Origin of the sequence: Leucobacter salsicius M1-8, from assembly GCF_000350525.1 — a bacterium.
GTDB classification, from domain to species: Bacteria; Actinomycetota; Actinomycetes; order Actinomycetales; family Microbacteriaceae; genus Leucobacter; species Leucobacter salsicius.
Window position 1 is genome coordinate 32,382 of sequence record NZ_AOCN01000028.1, and the last position, 17,048, is coordinate 49,429.

General features: G+C 65.9%; 17 protein-coding genes. 2 read left to right on the forward strand and 15 right to left on the reverse strand.

What is annotated here, in order from left to right; genetic code table 11:
• Nucleotides 1–6 precede the first annotated feature (6 nt).
• From pyk to rpe, 13 genes are all read right to left on the reverse strand, one after another.
• Complete coding sequence (gene pyk, locus C795_RS0114245; protein WP_017794421.1) at nt 7–1,482, reverse strand: pyruvate kinase; 1,476 nt, start codon at nt 1,480–1,482, stop codon at nt 7–9.
• 11 nt (nt 1,483–1,493) lie between these two features.
• Nucleotides 1,494–2,459, reverse strand: coding sequence for a prolipoprotein diacylglyceryl transferase (gene lgt / locus C795_RS0114250; protein ID WP_017794422.1), 966 nt, complete (start codon nt 2,457–2,459; stop codon nt 1,494–1,496).
• Between the two features lie 97 nt (nt 2,460–2,556).
• Entirely contained in the window at nt 2,557–3,381 is an 825-nt protein-coding gene (trpA, locus tag C795_RS0114255; protein ID WP_017794423.1) for a tryptophan synthase subunit alpha, read from the reverse strand.
• Nucleotides 3,378–4,616: a tryptophan synthase subunit beta gene (trpB, locus tag C795_RS0114260; RefSeq protein WP_017794424.1), complete on the reverse strand. Its 1,239-nt coding sequence runs from the start codon at nt 4,614–4,616 to the stop codon at nt 3,378–3,380. The genes trpA and trpB (C795_RS0114260) overlap by 4 nt, the downstream gene beginning before the upstream one ends.
• A gap of 15 nt (nt 4,617–4,631) precedes the next feature.
• On the reverse strand, nt 4,632–5,405 hold the full coding sequence (gene trpC, locus C795_RS0114265) for an indole-3-glycerol phosphate synthase TrpC (RefSeq protein WP_017794425.1): 774 nt from the start codon (nt 5,403–5,405) through the stop codon (nt 4,632–4,634).
• Between the two features lies 1 nt (nt 5,406).
• Nucleotides 5,407–5,640 carry a DUF6704 family protein gene (locus tag C795_RS0114270; protein ID WP_017794426.1) on the reverse strand — a complete coding sequence of 78 codons (234 nt, stop codon included), beginning with the start codon at nt 5,638–5,640 and terminating at the stop codon, nt 5,407–5,409.
• Between the two features lie 82 nt (nt 5,641–5,722).
• The gene (locus C795_RS0114275) at nt 5,723–6,361 is read right to left on the reverse strand and encodes a Trp biosynthesis-associated membrane protein (protein ID WP_232225506.1); all 639 of its coding nucleotides are present in this window, start codon (nt 6,359–6,361) and stop codon (nt 5,723–5,725) included.
• On the reverse strand, nt 6,333–7,934 hold the full coding sequence (locus C795_RS0114280) for an anthranilate synthase component I (RefSeq protein ID WP_017794428.1): 1,602 nt from the start codon (nt 7,932–7,934) through the stop codon (nt 6,333–6,335). The genes C795_RS0114275 and C795_RS0114280 overlap by 29 nt, the downstream gene beginning before the upstream one ends.
• 23 nt (nt 7,935–7,957) lie before the next feature.
• A complete protein-coding gene (gene hisI / locus C795_RS0114285; RefSeq protein ID WP_017794429.1) occupies nt 7,958–8,341 on the reverse strand; it encodes a phosphoribosyl-AMP cyclohydrolase in 384 nt (127 codons plus the stop codon).
• Nucleotides 8,338–9,171, reverse strand: a complete 834-nt coding sequence (hisF, locus tag C795_RS0114290; protein ID WP_017794430.1) for an imidazole glycerol phosphate synthase subunit HisF — start codon at nt 9,169–9,171, stop codon at nt 8,338–8,340. Before hisF ends, hisI begins: the two co-directional genes overlap by 4 nt.
• A 12-nt stretch (nt 9,172–9,183) precedes the next feature.
• A complete protein-coding gene (hisG, locus tag C795_RS0114295; protein WP_017794431.1) occupies nt 9,184–10,026 on the reverse strand; it encodes an ATP phosphoribosyltransferase in 843 nt (280 codons plus the stop codon).
• A gap of 104 nt (nt 10,027–10,130) precedes the next feature.
• Nucleotides 10,131–10,394 carry a phosphoribosyl-ATP diphosphatase gene (locus tag C795_RS0114300; protein ID WP_017794432.1) on the reverse strand — a complete coding sequence of 88 codons (264 nt, stop codon included), beginning with the start codon at nt 10,392–10,394 and terminating at the stop codon, nt 10,131–10,133.
• Between the two features lie 23 nt (nt 10,395–10,417).
• A complete protein-coding gene (rpe, locus tag C795_RS0114305) occupies nt 10,418–11,086 on the reverse strand; it encodes a ribulose-phosphate 3-epimerase (RefSeq protein WP_017794433.1) in 669 nt (222 codons plus the stop codon).
• Nucleotides 11,087–11,163: 77 nt separating this feature from the next.
• Between rpe and C795_RS0114310 the strand changes: the two genes are divergently transcribed.
• Nucleotides 11,164–12,750, forward strand: a complete 1,587-nt coding sequence (locus C795_RS0114310; RefSeq protein WP_157487163.1) for a hypothetical protein — start codon at nt 11,164–11,166, stop codon at nt 12,748–12,750.
• A 107-nt stretch (nt 12,751–12,857) separates the two neighbouring features.
• On the opposite strand, the gene C795_RS0114315 is transcribed toward C795_RS0114310, so the two are convergent.
• Nucleotides 12,858–14,396, reverse strand: coding sequence for an RsmB/NOP family class I SAM-dependent RNA methyltransferase (locus C795_RS0114315; RefSeq protein WP_017794435.1), 1,539 nt, complete (start codon nt 14,394–14,396; stop codon nt 12,858–12,860).
• Complete coding sequence (locus tag C795_RS0114320) at nt 14,393–15,340, reverse strand: methionyl-tRNA formyltransferase (RefSeq protein WP_017794436.1); 948 nt, start codon at nt 15,338–15,340, stop codon at nt 14,393–14,395. Before C795_RS0114320 ends, C795_RS0114315 begins: the two co-directional genes overlap by 4 nt.
• Before the next feature lie 194 nt (nt 15,341–15,534).
• Here C795_RS0114320 and trpB (C795_RS16195) point away from each other — a divergent pair, with 194 nt between their 5' ends.
• Nucleotides 15,535–16,755 carry a tryptophan synthase subunit beta gene (gene trpB / locus C795_RS16195; protein ID WP_017794437.1) on the forward strand — a complete coding sequence of 407 codons (1,221 nt, stop codon included), beginning with the start codon at nt 15,535–15,537 and terminating at the stop codon, nt 16,753–16,755.
• Nucleotides 16,756–17,048 lie beyond the last annotated feature (293 nt).

Consider the following 17,048-nt stretch of genomic DNA (forward strand, 5'->3'; position numbering starts at 1 on the left):
CGGAGCCTAGGAATCGAGCGTGCGACGCCCAATCGTGTGCTTGCGCGGGCCCGCCTCGGGCAGCTGGCCCGTGGCCTCGCCGATGCGGTGAATACGCAGCGTGTTGGTCGTGCCAACCACCCCGGGAGGGGATCCTGCGATGACGAGCACCTTGTCGCCGAGCTCGACACGACCGTGCTTGAGCAGCACCTCGTCGACCTGGATAAACATCTCGTCGGTGCTGTCAACGCGCGGCACCTCGTAGCTGCGCGCGCCCCACGTCAGCTCCATGCGGCGCCGCGTCTCAGCGTCGGGCGTGAAGCCCAAAATGGGAATCGGCTTGCGCAGACGCGACATCCGGCGGACAGTGTCGCCCGACTCGGTAAACACGCAGATGTAGCGTGCGCCGATGAACTCTGCGACTTCTGCGGCAGCGAGCGTCAGAACGCCACCCTGTGTGCGCGGCTCAACGCCGAGCGGATCGATGCGGTCCAGCGCATGTTCCTCGGTCGCCTCAATGATGCGGGCCATCGTCGCAACAGCTTCGACCGGGTACTCGCCGACGCTGGTCTCGCCTGAGAGCATGACCGCGTCTGCCCCGTCGAGCACGGCGTTGGCGCAGTCGGAGGCTTCAGCGCGGGTCGGGCGCGGGTTCTCGATCATGGACTCGAGCACCTGCGTTGCCACGATGACGGGCTTCGCGTTGCGGCGCGCGAGCGCCACGGCCTCGGTCTGTACGAGCGGAACGCGCTCGAGCGGCAGCTCGACGCCCAGGTCACCACGCGCAACCATGATGCCGTCAAAGGCCGCAACAATCTCTTCGAGATGTTCAACAGCCTGGGGCTTCTCGATCTTGGCGATAACGGGCAGGCGTACGCCTTCCTCGTCCATGATCTCGTGCACGCGCACGATGTCAGCAGCGTCGCGCACAAACGAGAGAGCGATGTAGTCGGCGCCAAGGGCGATCGCCCAGCGCAGATCCTGCTCGTCCTTCTCCGACAGTGCGGGCACGTTGACCGCGACGCCCGGCAGATTGATGCCCTTGTTGTTCGACACCTTGCCGGGGATCTCGACGACCGTATAGACGGTGTCCTCGGTCACGCGGACCGCGCGCAGACCGACCTTGCCGTCGTCGACCAGGAGCGGGTCGCCCACGTTCACATCGCCGGGCAGCCCCTTATGGGTGGTGCCACAAATGGATGCGTCGCCGACGATGTCGCGCGTCGTGATCGCAAACTCGTCGCCGACCTCGAGGTTGTAGGGGCCACCCTCGAATTTGCCCAAACGAATCTTAGGGCCCTGGAGGTCTGCCAGCACGGCGATCGGGCGACCGACCTCCTCCTCGGCCCGCCGAATGTTGCGGTAGATGCCCTCGTGCACGTTGTAGGTGCCGTGCGACATATTGAGGCGCGCAACGTTCACGCCAGCCTGGATCAGTTCGAGCGTTCGGTCGTAACTGGAAACCGCAGGCCCCCAGGTGGCTACGATCTTGGCGTGGCGCATGTAAGCTCCCTTTACTTGTTGGCGGGTGTTGCCAGGTCGATGTCGCTCGCGGCTTCCGCGCGGTCCCCCGCGTGCGGAAGAATATGGAAGAACTCCTCGGAGTTGGCCGTCGCGGCGAGCGTGCCATCGGCCGGGTTGATGCGGCCGAGCAGGTATACCGAGCGCTCCAGGCCAACGTGGCGCTTGCGCTGCACGATGAACAGTGCAATGCCTACGACGATGGCAAGCAGCGCGGCGAGCACGTTGGTGCGGATGCCCAGAAAGAGCAGGCTCGGGTCAACGCGCAGCGACTCGGTGAACGCACGTCCGATGCCGTACCAGATGAGGTACATCGCGAAGAAGGTGCCCCAGCGCGGCTTGAACTTACGCTCGATCGCGAGCAGCACAACGATGCCGAGGATGTTCCACAGCGCCTCGTACAGGAATGTGGGGTGGAACAGCGTTCCCTCGGGCAGGCCGATGGGGAAGGCCGGGTTGCTCGCAGCAATTTCGAGGCCCCAGGGCAGCGTGGTGGGGCCGCCGAAGAGTTCATGGTTGAACCAGTTCCCGAGGCGGCCGACGGCCTGAGCCAGCAGTAGACCGGGAACGAGCGCATCTGCGAACGACCAGAACCGGATCCCGGTGATGCGCGAGGCGATCAGAACGCCTACGGCGCCGCCCAGCAGCGAACCGAAGATGGCGATGCCACCCTGCCAGAATGCAAACGCATCAAGCGGGTTTTTTCCCGGGCCAAAGTAGTCGCCCCAGTGGGTGACCACGTGGTACAGGCGTGCACCGATGATGCCGAGCACGAGCGACCAGACGAGGAAGTCGAAGACCGCCCCCTGCTCGCCGCCGCGCTTACCGAGCCTGCGCGCCGTCCATACTGCGGCCAAAATGATGCCGAGGATGATGCAGAGCGCGTAGAAGTAGATGCGCAGCGGGCCGATCTGCAGAAACTGCATGTCCGGGCTGGGGATGCTGAGCGGGAGAATCATTCACTCCTCTTTCACTGGCGGCAGGGCCGCCCTCATAGCACGGGCGGTAACGCCGTCCGACTGGTCTTGCCGCAGATGCGGCGGTATGGAAATAATCCTAGCGCGCGGCGCGGTCAGGATCAGTGGATGCTCGATGCGTACCGCTGGCAATGTGCCGCACAACCTCGGCGAGTGCGGGCACTCCCCCGTCGCGCAGCGCACGCACAAATGCGGTTCCGACGATCGCGCCGTCTGCGTAATCGAGCGCCGCCGACACCTGTTCGGGCGTCGAAATGCCGATGCCCACACACGCCAGCGGGGCGCCCACCTCACGCAGCCGAGCCGTCAGGGTACGCGCTGCCTGGTCGAGCTGGGCGCGCTCACCCGTGATACCCATCGTGGAAACCGTGTACACGAATCCGGTCGTCGACTCAGAGACGAGCCGCAACCGGGCGTCGCTCGAGCTCGGCGCAGCAAGGAACACGCGGTCGAGCCCGATGCGCTTGCTCACCTCGATCCACTCGCCAGCGGCTTCGGGGGTGATGTCGGGCGTGATCAGCCCTGCTCCCCCGGCTGCTGCGAGATCGTTAGCAAACCGTTCGACGCCGTACTGCATCACCGGGTTCCAGTAGGTCATCACGAGGACGGGTACGTCGACCGCGGCGCGGACTCGGCGAATCGCTTCGAACAGCTGACCCAGCTTGAAGCCACCCGCAAGCGCGGTCTGCGTGGCTTCCTGGATCACGGCGCCATCCATCACGGGATCAGAGTACGGAACGCCAAACTCAATGACGTCGGCACCGTTCTCGGCGAGGGCGATGGCCGCCTCGACGCTCGTATCGAGGTCGGGAAACGCGACCGGCAGGTAGCCGATGAGAGCGCCCTTGCGATCGATCATCGACCGCTTGATTGCCAGGGAGACTGACGACTCTTGCGTGGTCACTCGGTCACCTCCGACTCAGCATCAAACAGGTCAAAGTAACGCCCGGCAGTCGCCATGTCCTTATCGCCCCGGCCAGACAGGTTCACCGCAATCACGGCTCCCTCGCCCAGCTCGCGGCCGATCCGGAGCGCGCCGGCAAGCGCGTGCGCAGACTCGATCGCGGGAATAATGCCCTCGGTCTGGCTCAGGAGCCGCAGCGCTTGCATTGCCTCGTCGTCGGTCGCGGGAATGTACTTGGCGCGGCCAATATCTGACAGCCACGCGTGCTCGGGCCCGACGCCCGGATAGTCGAGTCCGGCCGAAATCGAGTGCGACTCGATCGTCTGGCCGTCTTCGTCCTGCAGCACGTAGGTCCGCGAGCCGTGCAGAACGCCGGGGCGCCCGCGCTCGATCGAGGCCGCGTGGCGGTCGGTGTCCACACCGTCGCCGGCCGCCTCGACACCGAAGAGCTTCACATCGGCATCGTCGAGGAACGCGTCGAACATGCCGATCGCGTTTGAGCCGCCACCCACACACGCCACGACGGCGTCGGGCAACCGGCCCACGCGCTCGAGCAGTTGCGCGCGCGCTTCCTCAGAAATGATCTTCTGGAAGTCACGCACCATGGCGGGGAACGGGTGCGGGCCTGCCGCCGTACCGAAGATGTAGTTGGTGCGCTCCACCGAGGCAACCCAGTCGCGATAGGCCTCGTTGATGGCGTCCTTCAGCGTGCGTGAGCCCGCCTTCACAGCAATAACCTCGGCACCGAGCAGCCGCATGCGCGCGACGTTGAGCGCCTGGCGCTCCGTGTCAACCTCGCCCATGTAGATGGTGCACTTGAGCCCGAATAGGGCGGCGGCGGTCGCAGTGGCCACACCGTGCTGCCCCGCGCCGGTCTCGGCGATCACGCGCGACTTACCGAGACGCTTGGTGAGCAGCGCCTGGCCGAGCACGTTGTTGATCTTGTGCGATCCGGTGTGATTGAGATCCTCGCGCTTGAGGAACACGCGCGCCCCACCGGCGTGCGCGGCAAACCGGGGAACCTCGGTGATCGGCGACGGCCGCCCCGCATAGGTCATCAGCAGCTCAGTGAGCTCCGCGCCAAATTCGGGGTCAGCCTTCGCTGCTTCGTACGCCTCAGTGAGCTCATCGATTGCCGCAATCAGCGACTCGGGCATGAAGCGCCCACCGAATTCACCGAAGAAGGGCCCGTGAGCCTCTCGGAGGCTCACCGCCCCCACATCGTTGTGTGTCATGGTCTCCCTGTCGGGTCAGACGCTCAAGTAAGACTTCAGCGTCGAAATCGGATCTCCGCCGGTCACGAGGGCCTCGCCCACGAGCACCGCATCGGCGCCCGCTTCGCGGTAGCGCTCGACATCGGCGACGCTCTGCACGGCAGACTCGGCGACGCGAATAACGCCCGCCGGGATCTGGTCGGCGACGCGGCCGAACAGTTCGCGATCAAGTTCAAAGGTGCTGAGGTTGCGCGCGTTGACGCCGATGAGCTGGGCGCCCAGGTCTACAGCTCGAGCGACCTCTTCGGCGGTGTGCGCTTCGACGAGCGCGGTCATACCGAGCTCTCGGATCAACGCGTAGAGCGCTTCGAGGCGCTCCTGCGGCAGGGCCGCCACAATCAACAGCACAAGGTCGGCGCCCGCGGCACGGGCCTCGAGCACCTGGTACTCGTCGCCGATAAAGTCTTTGCGCAGCACGGGAATACTCACGGCCTTGCGCACAGCCTCGAGATCGGCGAGCGATCCCTTAAATTTGCGCTCCTCGGTGAGCACGCTCACGACGCTGGCTCCGCCTGCTTCGTACTGAGCGGCGAGAGACTGCGGCTCGGCGATCGCGGCGAGGTCGCCGCGCGAAGGGCTCGCGCGCTTCACCTCGGCGATGACCTTCATGTGATCCTCAGGCGCGAGCGCAGCGAGCGCGTCAAGCGCTGGCGTGCGTGCGAGAGCAAGCTGCTCGAGCTCGCTGTACGACTGCCGTGCACGGCGCTGGCGGGCGTCCTCAAGGGAGCCCGCCAGCAACTGTTCGAGCACTTTAGTCGGTGGTCTTCGGGCTGTACTTGGGACCGTTGACCCCGTAGCCGGCCTTAGCAAGGACCCAGCCGAGGATCGCGCCCAGTGCCACAATTCCTGCCGAGACCCACACCATGGTGGGGTTGTGCAGGAAGAAGAAGACGGTGCCTGCGGCGACGCCGATCAGCATCACTACTACCGCTGTCCATGCGGCGGGCGAATCGCCGTGACCAGGTTCTTCGTGCTGGGTACTCATGAATCTCCTCTGAATGGGTGTGAACACATCAAGCCTACCTGAAATTGGGGGCGCCTTCGCACCGCAGCACGGCCCCCGCGATTCACGCGCGGGCCGTGCCCGGCGAGGCGTCATCGCCATCGCTGTCGCCGCGACCGTCGTCGTCCGTCGGATCATCGCCGTCGCTCAGCGAATCCCAATCGGAGATCCGATCATGCGAACGCGCCGGATCTTTGGCGGACGATGATTCGTACTTGCGGCCCGCTGTCCCCCAGCGCCCGCTTGCCACGGCCACGAACAGCCCGGCGAGTGCGGCAATCACACCGGCGGCGAGAGTGACCCACGACCACACGGTGAGACTTTCGGAGGACACCGCGGCGAACCCCGCGTGCCCGGCGAGGCCGGTGAGCTCGGTGACCCGGGCGGTCAGCGCGGCCTCGGGATCCGCGATCACGATCGCGGCGAGGGCGGCGACGCCGCCTCCCAGCCCGGCGACCAATACCCCGAGCACCCGTCGAAAGACGGGGCCGGCAATCGAGAGCGCGAGCGCCGCCGCGACGATCGCGATAGCAATGGGCGACAGGGCCGCGTTCAGGTCGTGCCCGGTCGACTGTTCGCCGGTGTTGCCGTCGAGTGAGAAGGTGATCCAGGCCTGCGACCCGGCGCCGAGTGCGACCGCCCCGGCGATGGCGATCACCCCGAGGGTAAGCGGCTTAACGCGCATCTTCAGCCTCCGCTTCACTGCTGTTGGGTAGAGCAGGTTCGGGCAGAGCCGCGAGCGAGTTGGCGATGGCGATGGCGCGCAGCGGCGCGGCCGCCTTGCTCAGGCACTCGGCGTCCTCGCTTTCGGGCACCGAGTCGGCCACGATACCGGCGCCCGCCTGCACCATTGCGATGCCGTCCTTGATGGTTGCGGTGCGGATAGCGATCGCGAGATCTGCGGCACCACCCAGCCCGAAGTATCCAACGACGCCACCGTAGACGCCGCGCTGAACAGGCTCGAGTTCGTCGATGATCTCAAGTGCGCGAGGCTTCGGCGCCCCCGACAGCGTGCCCGCGGGGAACGTCGCGCGAAACACGTCGACCGGGTTCTCGGCTGCACGCGTGCGTCCCTCCACCGTCGACACAATGTGCATGATGTGGCTGAAGCGCTCGATCCGCATGAACTCCGTCACCTCGACGCTGCCCGGTTCGCAGACGCGCAGCAGGTCGTTGCGGGCGAGGTCCACGAGCATGAGGTGCTCGGCGCGTTCCTTCTCATCGGCCAGGAGCTCGCGCTCGTGCCGCTGATCCTCGGGAGTCGTGGCACCTCGGGGCCGTGAGCCCGCGATCGGGTGGGTCATCACGTGACCGTCGCTCTGCACCGTGACCAGCGCCTCGGGGCTCGAGCCGACGACCGAAAACGGCGTGCCGTCGGCGTCTTCCAGCTGCAGCAGGTAGAGGTACGGACTGGGGTTCAGATGCCGCAGCACTCGGTACACATCGAGCGGATCTGCGGTGCAGACCTGGTCAAATCGTTGCGAGGGCACCACCTGGAAGATGTCACCGTCAACGATGTACTGCTTGGCGCGCAGCGTCGACTCAATGAATTCGGGGGTCGACGTGAGGCGATCCGGAGCGGGAAGCGTCTCACGATCGAGCGTGCCGAGCGGCGAGGGCGCAGCCCGGGCAAAGTCCGCCTGCAGCGCGTCGAGGCGTCGCTGCGCATCAGCCCACTGCTCATCAGCACGCTCGGGCGTGTTAGCGCCCGCCGACGCGTCGTTGAGCACGTTCGCCAGCAGCACGACGCTGCCCTCGCGGTGGTCGATGACTACGAGCTCAGAGACAAAGCTCAGCGACTGCGTGGGAAGCCCGGGGCCCGCGACGGGGCCGTGCTCGAGCTTCTCGAACTGCCGCACGGTTTCCCAACCGAGGTAACCCACAAAGCCACTCGCGAGCGGCGGCAGACCGGGCACCTCGGGGGTGCGCCAGTACTCGTACACGGCGCGCAGCGCTTCGACGGGTGCGAGCTGCGCGATGCCGCCGGGCAGCAGCCGCTCTTCGTTCAGACCTCGCCCCTCGGCGGGGGCCCAGTGGGCACGACCGTCGCGCTCGCCCAGCACGCCGAAGCTGCCCGCCCCGACAAAGCTGAAGCGCGTCCAGACGCCCCCCTGCTCCGCCGATTCAAGCAAGAAGGTTCCGGGGCGCGAGGCAGCGACCTTGCGGTAAATGCTCACCGGGGTATCTGCATCAGCAAATACCTCGCGGCAGACCGGGATCACAGCGTTGGTCGCCCGTGCGGCGTCAAAGGCCGCACGCGTCGTCGTCAAAGTCACCGTTTCAGCCTACCGCTAGTACCCTATGCGTCAGTCGGTTCTGGCGCGTCGAGGCTCGGATCCCCCACGACGGCATCGATGGCGCGGTCGGTGAAGCAGCTGCGCGTGCCCGTGTGGCAGGCCGCCCCCAGCTGTGTCACTCGCACGAGCAGCGTGTCGCCGTCGCAGTCCATCGCGACGCTTTTTACGTACTGGCGGTGTCCTGAGGTGTCGCCCTTGCGCCAGTATTCCTGGCGCGAGCGTGACCAGAAGGTGACCCGTCCGGTCGTAAGGGTGCGCCGCACCGCTTCCTCGTCCATCCATGCGAGCATCAAGACGTCGCCTTGAGCATCATCCTGGATGATCGCGGGCACGAGGCCGTTCTCGCCGTAGACAATGGCCGGGGCCGAGGACTCAAATTCGCTCATGCCTGCGCTCCTGCTGGTGAACCGTCGAGGTTGGTGGCGGAGTTGATGCTGGATTCGGCGGCCTCACCGAGGCGTACCGTGTGTCCAGCCTCCGCGAGCGCGCGCTTCACGTCACCGATGGTGAAGTGTCCATCGTGGAACACCGAGGCGGCCAACACCGCGTCGGCTCCCGCTTCGACCGCGGGAGCGAAATGCTCGACCTTGCCCGCGCCGCCGGAGGCAATGATGGGTACGTTCGAGATCTCGCGCACAAGGCGAGTCAGCTCCAGGTCGAAGCCGGCAAGTGTGCCGTCCGCGTCCATGGAGTTGACGAGGAGTTCGCCGGCACCGCGCTCGACAGCCTCGCGACACCAGACCAACGCGTCCAGGTCGGTCTCGCGCTTGCCGCCGTGCGTCGTCACGACGAATCCGCTCGGGGTGCGATCGCTGCGCTTCACGTCGAGCGACAGCACGATGACCTGCGACCCAAAGCGATCCGCGATCTCGCCGATCACCTCGGGGCGGGCGATCGCCGCGCTATTGATCCCAATCTTGTCGGCACCGACGCCGAGCAGCTTCGCGACGTCCTCGCTTGAGCGCACGCCGCCCCCTACGGTGAGTGGAATGAACACCTGTTCGGCGGTGCGGCTCACGACGTCGTACGTAGTCGAGCGGTCATCGACGGTCGCGGTGACGTCGAGGAACGTGAGTTCGTCTGCGCCCTGGTCGGCGTAGCGGGCTGCGAGTTCGACGGGGTCGCCCGCATCGCGCAGGTTCAAGAAGTTGACGCCCTTGACCACACGACCGGCTGCGACGTCGAGGCAGGGAATAACACGGGTTGCAACACTCATGATCGGTGCTCCCTAGAGGCGCGCAGCGTGGATGGCGGTGACGATGATGGCCTTGGCACCGAGGTCATAGAGCTGATCCATGACATCGTTCGCCTCATCGGCGCAGACCATGACGCGCACGGCGACCCAGTCGGGGTCTTTCAGAGGCGACACCGTGGGCGACTCGCTGCCGCTGGCGATCTGCGTCGCGAGCTCCAGCTTTTCGTGTGGCAGGTCGTACTCGACCATGACGTACTTGCGGGCGACCAGCACGCCACGTAGGCGCCGCATGAGGCGGTCGATTCCGGGGTGATCGGTCGGCCCACCAATGAGCACGGCCGTTGACTCAAGAATCACGGGACCGAAGATATCGAGCCCCGCAGCGCGCAGCGTTGCGCCGGTCGAAACGACATCTGCGACCGCATCGGCGACCCCCAGCTGCACCGCTGACTCGACGGCACCGTCGAGCTTCACGAGCGACGAGATGATGCCGCGCTCCCGCAGGAAGTTATCGACGAGCGTGGGGTAACTCGTCGCTACGCGCTTACCCGCAAGGTGTGCCAGTTCGGAGATATCGCCACCAGAGGGGGCCGCGAAGCGGAACGTCGAGTCGGCAAAGTCGAGGGTCTCAACTTCGCTCGCGGCCGAGCCTGAATCAAGCAGCAGGTCGCGGCCGGTAATGCCGACGTCGAGCGCACCCGAGCCGACGTAGGTTGCGATGTCGCGGGGTCGCAGGTAGAAGAACTCAACATCGTTGCGAACGTCTGCGTGGACCAGCTTGCGGCTGTCGCGGCGACCGGAGTATCCGGCCTCGGCGAGCATCTCTGCGGCGATTTCGGACAGCGAGCCCTTATTCGGGACGGCGATACGGAGCATAAGAGTTGGTTCCTCACGGGTACGGCCGACGCGGCATCACGCCGGCCATTGATGATTTCGATGAATTGGCCGGAGAGCGTCAGCGCACGGGTGAGGCGCTGACGCTAGAGATGCGTGTACACGTCCTCGAGCGAGAGCCCCTTAGCAAGCATGAGCACCTGCAGGTGGTACAGCAGCTGGCTGATTTCTTCAGCGCAGGCTTCGTCGGACTCGTGTTCGGCGGCCATCCATACCTCGGCGGCCTCTTCCACGATCTTCTTGCCAATTGCGTGCACTCCAGCGTCGAGCCTGGCGACAGTGTCGCTCCCCTCGGGGCGGCTAGCCGCCTTCTCGCTCAGCTCAGCAAACAGCGTTTCGAACGTCTTCACACTTCTACCCTATCGTGCGCAGCTCAGGCGCCGTGCACGTGCGCGGCAGCGGCCTTGCGAAGATCGGCAATGCGATCCTCGGGAATACCCCCGTACACCGCCGATCCCGCAACGAACGTGTCTGCGCCGGCCTCAGCGGCAATTCCGATGGTGTCGACAGTAATACCGCCATCCACCTGCAACCAAACGTCAAGACCCAGCTTGGCTCGCGCCTCGGCGAAGCGTCGCAGCTTCGGCATCATGTCGGGCATGAAGGACTGGCCGCCAAAGCCAGGCTCGACGGTCATAACGAGAATCTGGTCGAACTCGGGCAGCAGTTCCAGGTAGGGCTCGGGATCGGTGCCGGGCTTCAGCGCCAGGCCCGCGCGGGCTCCCATATCGCGCAATCGTCGGGCGAGCCGCACCGGGTCAGCCGCGGCCTCAGCGTGGAAGGTGACCGAATAGGCGCCTTGCTCCGCGTAGCCGGGCGCCCAGCGATCAGCGTCCGAGATCATGAGGTGCATATCGAGCGGCACCGGCGAAACCGCCTGGATGCGTTCCACGATCGGCGGGCCCATCGTCAGGTTTGGCACAAAATGGTTATCCATAACGTCGACATGCACGAGATCGGCGGTGGCAATCGCCTGCAACTCTGCTTCGAGGTTCACGAAGTCTGCGGAAAGAATGCTCGGGTTAATTCGCTGCGCGCTCACCCTTGTAGCCTACGGCGTCCACCCCGAAATTTCGCATCGGGCACGCGAGGGGTAAAGCACCGCCTAGATTAGTAGGTATGAGTGATTTGCCCGTGCACCCCAACTCCCCTCAAACCGATCCACAGGAGCCGCAGGAACCACAGGTGCCGCAGGAGCGGCAGTCCCCAGCCGGAGCAGAACCGACGCTCACCGCTTCCGAGCCTGCACCCACCTCTGCCGCACCCGAGGGCTTGGCCCCTTCCCCCGGCATTGCACCCCCTGCCGGGATGCCCGCCCCCGAGCTGTCGCAGCCTGATTTTGCTCAGCCCGTCTTCACTCAACCCGAGTTCACTCAACCCGAGTTCACACAGCCTCAGTTCGAACAGCCCGAGTTCACCCAGCCCGACACTGTTGCTCCCCAGTACACGGTGCCCGATGCGGCCACTCCTCAGTTCCCCGAGCAGACGTATGGCCAGAATCCGGCCCAGCAGCAGTTTGATCAGCAGCAGCAATACGGCCAGCAGTACAGCCAGGATCCGGCAGCGGCACAGTACGCGCAAGCGCCCGGAGTACCCGGCGGTCCTGCAGGCCCGAGTGGTCCCGGCGCCCCGGGTGGCCCCGGCGCCCCGGGAGCCCCCAAGAAGGGGCTGTCGACCGGAGCCATCGTGGGAATCGTCGGCGGCTCAGTCGCGCTCGTCATCATCCTCATTGTCGGCAGTATTTTTGCGCTGGGCGTGTTTTCGGCACCGTCGGGCAGCTCGACAGGAGCAACGTCGAGCAACTCCGGCGGCAAGGGCTTCAATGCACCCAAGACGGCGGAGGGAACCGTTGAACTGTTCTTAAACTCCGTGGCCACCGGTGATGCCACGACCGCCCGCAAGATCGCGGGCGGCGCGACTTCAGATGAGCTTCTCACCGATGAGGCCCTCGCGAATTCGCTCAAGATCGCGCCGATCACGAACATCGTGATCGATAAGGACGCCTCGCAGGTTGCGGACTATGAGGCGACCGTATCGGCCACGTTCGACATCGGCGACACGACCGTGAGCCGCGATTTCAAGCTGTGGAATGCCTCCGATTCCTGGGAGCTATTCGACGGCCTCGTGTCAGTCTCGCTCACGTCGTTCGAGGGACTCGATCCCACCGTGAACGGTATCGAGCTCAGCAAGACGTCCTCCATCTCGGTGTTCCCGGGCGCCTACCAGCTCACATTGGGCCTCGAGCCTTTCGAACTCGACAGCAAGACCGACACGTTTGTCTTGGCAACCCGCGACGACGCCGAGGTGTTCTACGAGGTCAGGCCTCAGCTCACCGAGGCCGCTACCGAGGAGTACCGCACGCTCGTAGCCGCTTCGCTCAATGAGTGCCTCGCCTTGAAGACCTTCGTAACGCCCTGCGGGCTCGAGGTAGACGCGGTGCTCCGCGGCGGCGAGAAGGTCATCGACGGCACCATCACTCGCACGATCAGCGCCGAGGGCGAGGCTACGCTGAAGCGCCTGAAGCCCGAGATCAGCTATGGCACGCCGGCGATCGTAAACACCTACGACTACGTCAGCGTCTCGACGTCCGCGGAGGTCGACAATGCTGGCACGCGCGAATCTGGCCAGCTCATCGGCGGCAGCGGTCTGCTGCGAACCCCCACGGTCGACTTCTCCGAGGCGAAGCCGACGGTGACCTGGGAGTAACTCCGCACACGCTACGACGATGGGCCCGGCAGAAATGCCGGGCCCATCGTCGTAGCTACTCACGCGCTTACTGCCGCTGCTCCCGCGGCCTCTGGAGACTGATCCGGCTAGGCGCGTTCGAACAATGCGATGAACATCGCGTCGGTGCCGTGGCGGTGTGGCCACAGCTGCACACTGAGGGCGTCGCCCGCGAGGTCGATCGGCCCGCGCGCCACTTGACTGATGATGTCCCGGGTGTCGAGCTCGCGCAGACCCTCGTGCCGGGCGAGCAAACGGTCTACCCCGGCGCGAGTCTCCGCCAGGTGCGGCGAGCAAGTCACGTACGCGAGCACACCGCCAGGAGCGAGGTGGGTCACGGCCGCGTCGAGCAGTTCGGCCTGCAGCTGGGTCAGCTCGGGCAGATCCGCCGGGGACTTACGCCAACGCGCCTCGGGCCGTCGTCGCAACGCTCCGAGCCCTGAGCAGGGCGCATCCACCAGGATCCGGTCGTAGAGTTGACCGTCATAGGCCGCGGCCTCGCGCCCGTCGTGGGAGACCACCCGAACGGTGTCTTGGACGGCCCGCACCGAGTCGCGCACGAGCTCAGCGCGGTGCGGTGCGACCTCGTTCGCACGCACGGTCGCTCCCGCAATGCGTGCCTCGGCTCCCAACAGCGCGCTCTTGCCGCCGGGTCCTGCGCACAGGTCGAGCCAACGCTCGCCCTCACGCGCGGGCCGCACCACCCGGGTGAGGGCGAGGGCCGCAAGCTGCGATCCTTGATCCTGGACGCGCAGCGCACCCGAGGGGAGCCCGGCGGCTTCGATCGCACGCGCCGGATCGCCCCCACTGAGCGTGTATCCGATGGAAGAGGGACCCTCTGCCGCGATCCAAGCGGAGTCGGCCGGCTCCTCTAGGTCGGCCGGGGTGGATACCGCGAACTCTTGATCCGGCGCGAAGCCCGGCAGAAGCGCGAGGTTGACGCGCGGGGCCGCGTTGTCGGCGGCAAGCAGCTCCTCGAGCTCCGCCTCGCGCCCCTCGCTCTTCAGTGCCGCACGAAACGCGCGCAGCACCCAGGTGGGGTGTGAAGTTTGGGCAGCGAGCGCATCGTCCTTCGACTTTGCGTTCTCGGCGATCCGGTCGTCCCATTCCTCGGGATCGACGCGACCGATCGCGCGCAGCACGCCGTTGACGAAGCCCGATCCGCCCTGGTTTGCCACCAACCGTTGCAGCTCGACGCTTTCGTTGACGGCGGCGTGCGAGGCGGTGCGCATGCTCAGGAGCTGGTGCACGCCGAGGCGAAGCACGTTGAGGGTGCGTGCATCGAGCTCGGAGGCGGGGCGTCCCGCCGCAATCTCGATGATGCGGTCGTAGCGTCCGCGCCAGCGCAGGGTCCCGGCGACCAGTTCGGTCACGAGGCCCGCGTCACGGTGGTCGATGCCTGCCTCGCGAATGCGGGCCGGGAGTGCGAGGTTTGCGAAGGCCTCGCGTTCGGTCACGTCGCGCAACACGTCGTAGGCCGCGAGGCGGGCGGCTGACACCCGCGGCCTCGCCGGGCTGCGCTGATCGCGCTGCTGGCCCTGGTGCTGGTTGCGCTGTTGGCCACCACGCCGGTTACCGCGCCCGCTGGCGCCAGCGCGGTTTCCATTGTTGTTCGATTCGCTACTCATGACAGCACCGTGTTTCCGCCGCGTCCACGCAGCCAATCGGCGGCAGCCATGGCGGGTTTGCCCGCCGGCTGCACGCGTACGAGTTCGAGTTGGCCATCGCTCAGCTGCAGCAGCACTCGGCCGGCCGCGAGCGTCACTGATCCTGCGTCTGCAGCGGGATCATCTGCAGAGCGCTCGTCGGCGGCAGCCGGATCCAGCTCCACCGCACGCACCTCGTGCAGCTTGAGCGGCGCGTCGTCGTGCAGCGCGTACGCGCCGGGCTCGGGGGTCATACCGGCCCACTGGGCAAGCACGTCGGCGGTGCTGCGAGTCAAATCGAGCTTGCCGTCCTCGCGGGTGAGTTTGTGCGCGTAGCTGGTGTCGCCGACCTGCGGCTCCCCCGCTTCCGGATCTGTTGCGAGGCGGTCGATCGCCGCGAGCAGCGCACCTGTGCCGAAATCTGAAAGGTGGGTGAGCGCCTCGCCCGCGCTCGTACCCGGCGCGAACTCGTGAGAATCGCGGCTCAACACATCTCCTGCATCTAGCGCAGCGACGAGCCTGAACGCAGTGACCGAGAGCGTCTGCTCCCCCGCGGCGAGGGCGCGCTGCACGGGGGCGGCCCCGCGCCAGCGCGGAAGGTCCGAGAAGTGCAGGTTGATCCAGCCGTGAGTGGGCAGGCTCAGCAGTGGCTCGCGTACGAGCCCGCCGTAGGCGACAATCACGCCGAGTTCAGCGTTGAGCCCTTCGGCCCAGGCGACGGCGGAATCGTCGAGGCGATTCGCTTTGTGCACCTCGAGCCCAAGCTCTGTGGCGGCGACCGCGACGGGTGAAGGGGTAAGTACGCGCTTGCGCCCGAGCGGGGCGTCTTCACGCGTGATGACGCCAGCGACCTCATGCCCGTGCGCGACAAGCGCGCGCAGGCTCGGCACGGCGAACTCTGGGGTTCCGGCAAAAATTATCCGCATTCGTCTATTCTCTCAGCACCGCGGCGGCTCACCGTGCTGCTACACTCAGCCTCATGCACGCTGCTCAGTTCAACACCATGAATCGTTGGTGGACCGTCTAGGGACGGTCTCGACTCGCAACTGCATTTTCGACACCGCTCCGCGAGGGGCGGTGTTTTTTCGTCTCGAGTGGCGCAATGAAGCAAAGGATCCCTATGACACACTCTGATTCGCACTCTCCCTACCGGGCCAACGCCGAGGGATTCTTCGGTGATTTTGGTGGCGCGGTGTTGCCGCCGCATCTCGCGGGCCCCATGGCTGACGTAGCCGTGGCCTACGAGGAGGCATCTGCCGACCCGAAGTTCCAGGACGAGCTACAGGCGCTGCTTTCCAAGTACGTGGGTCGCCCGTCGCTGCTCTACTTTGCTGAGAATCTGACCCGTGAGCTCGGCGGCGCACGCGTCTACCTGAAGCGCGAGGATCTCAACCACACGGGCGCGCACAAGATTAACCACTGCCTGGGCGAGGCGTTGCTCGCCAAGCGCATGGGCAAGAAGAAGCTGATCGCCGAGACCGGGGCTGGCCAGCACGGCGTGGCCCTCGCGACTGCCGCGGCACTGGTGGGCCTCGAGTGCGAGATCCACATGGGCGCGATCGATATCGAGAAGCAGCACCCCAACGTCATTCGGATGGAACTGCTTGGTGCGAAGGTCGTCGCGGTCGAGGAGGGCGGTCGTTCGCTGAAGGAAGCCGTCGACTCTGCATTTGGTGTCTACGCAGCCGCTCCCGAAGAGTACTTCTTTGCGATCGGTTCGGTCGTGGGCCCCCATCCGTTCCCCTCGATGGTGCGCGATTTCCAGTCGGTCGTGGGCCGTGAAGCACGCGCCCAGATCCTTGAGGCAGAGGGACGCCTGCCCGACCTGCTCATTGCCGCGGTCGGCGGTGGCTCGAACGCAATGGGACTCTTCGATGCATTCCTGAATGACGAGTCGGTTCGCGTGATGGGCGTGGAGCCCGGTGGTGAGGGGCTCGAAGGCACGCGCCACGCGGCAACGATGACGCTCGGTACCCCCGGAATGCTCCACGGCATGCAGACCAAGGTGCTGCAGGACGCCGAGGGCGAGCCGTCGCCCGTGCACTCGATCGCGTCGGGACTGGACTACCCCGGTGTTGGCCCGCAGCACGCGCATCTCGAGAGCCTCGGCCGCGCCGAGTACGTGTCGGTGTCTGACGCCGAGACGCTCGCCGCGTTCCAGGCGCTGTCGCGCATCGAGGGCATCATTCCTGCCCTCGAGTCATCGCACGCGCTCGCACAGGTCATCAAGGTCGCCCCCACGATGCCCCAGGACGCGATCATCATCGCGAATCTGTCGGGTCGCGGCGATAAGGATGTCGACTATGTCGCGGAGCTGCTGAAGCAGGCTGCCACGGCCTAGCAGTCTTGATCCGGATCGGGGCCGCGCGCCCCGATCCGGATCGAGGCTCGGAACTTTTCTGGCGCCAAGGCATGAGGTGCGTTCCGGAACGCGCGCTCGCGACCACGACCGGGCACTACAGCTGCGCTCAGGTCTGCGCCTAAACACCGATCTGCACCGAGAACGGAGACGGCTTGCTGATGCCCCGCGCGCTGCCTCATCGGCGATGATCTCGCCCGCATCAACAATCGCGTTCGCGTGCGCCCCCGACAGGTTTCCCCGAGTAGGCGCCCGATAGACCGCCGGATACTGCT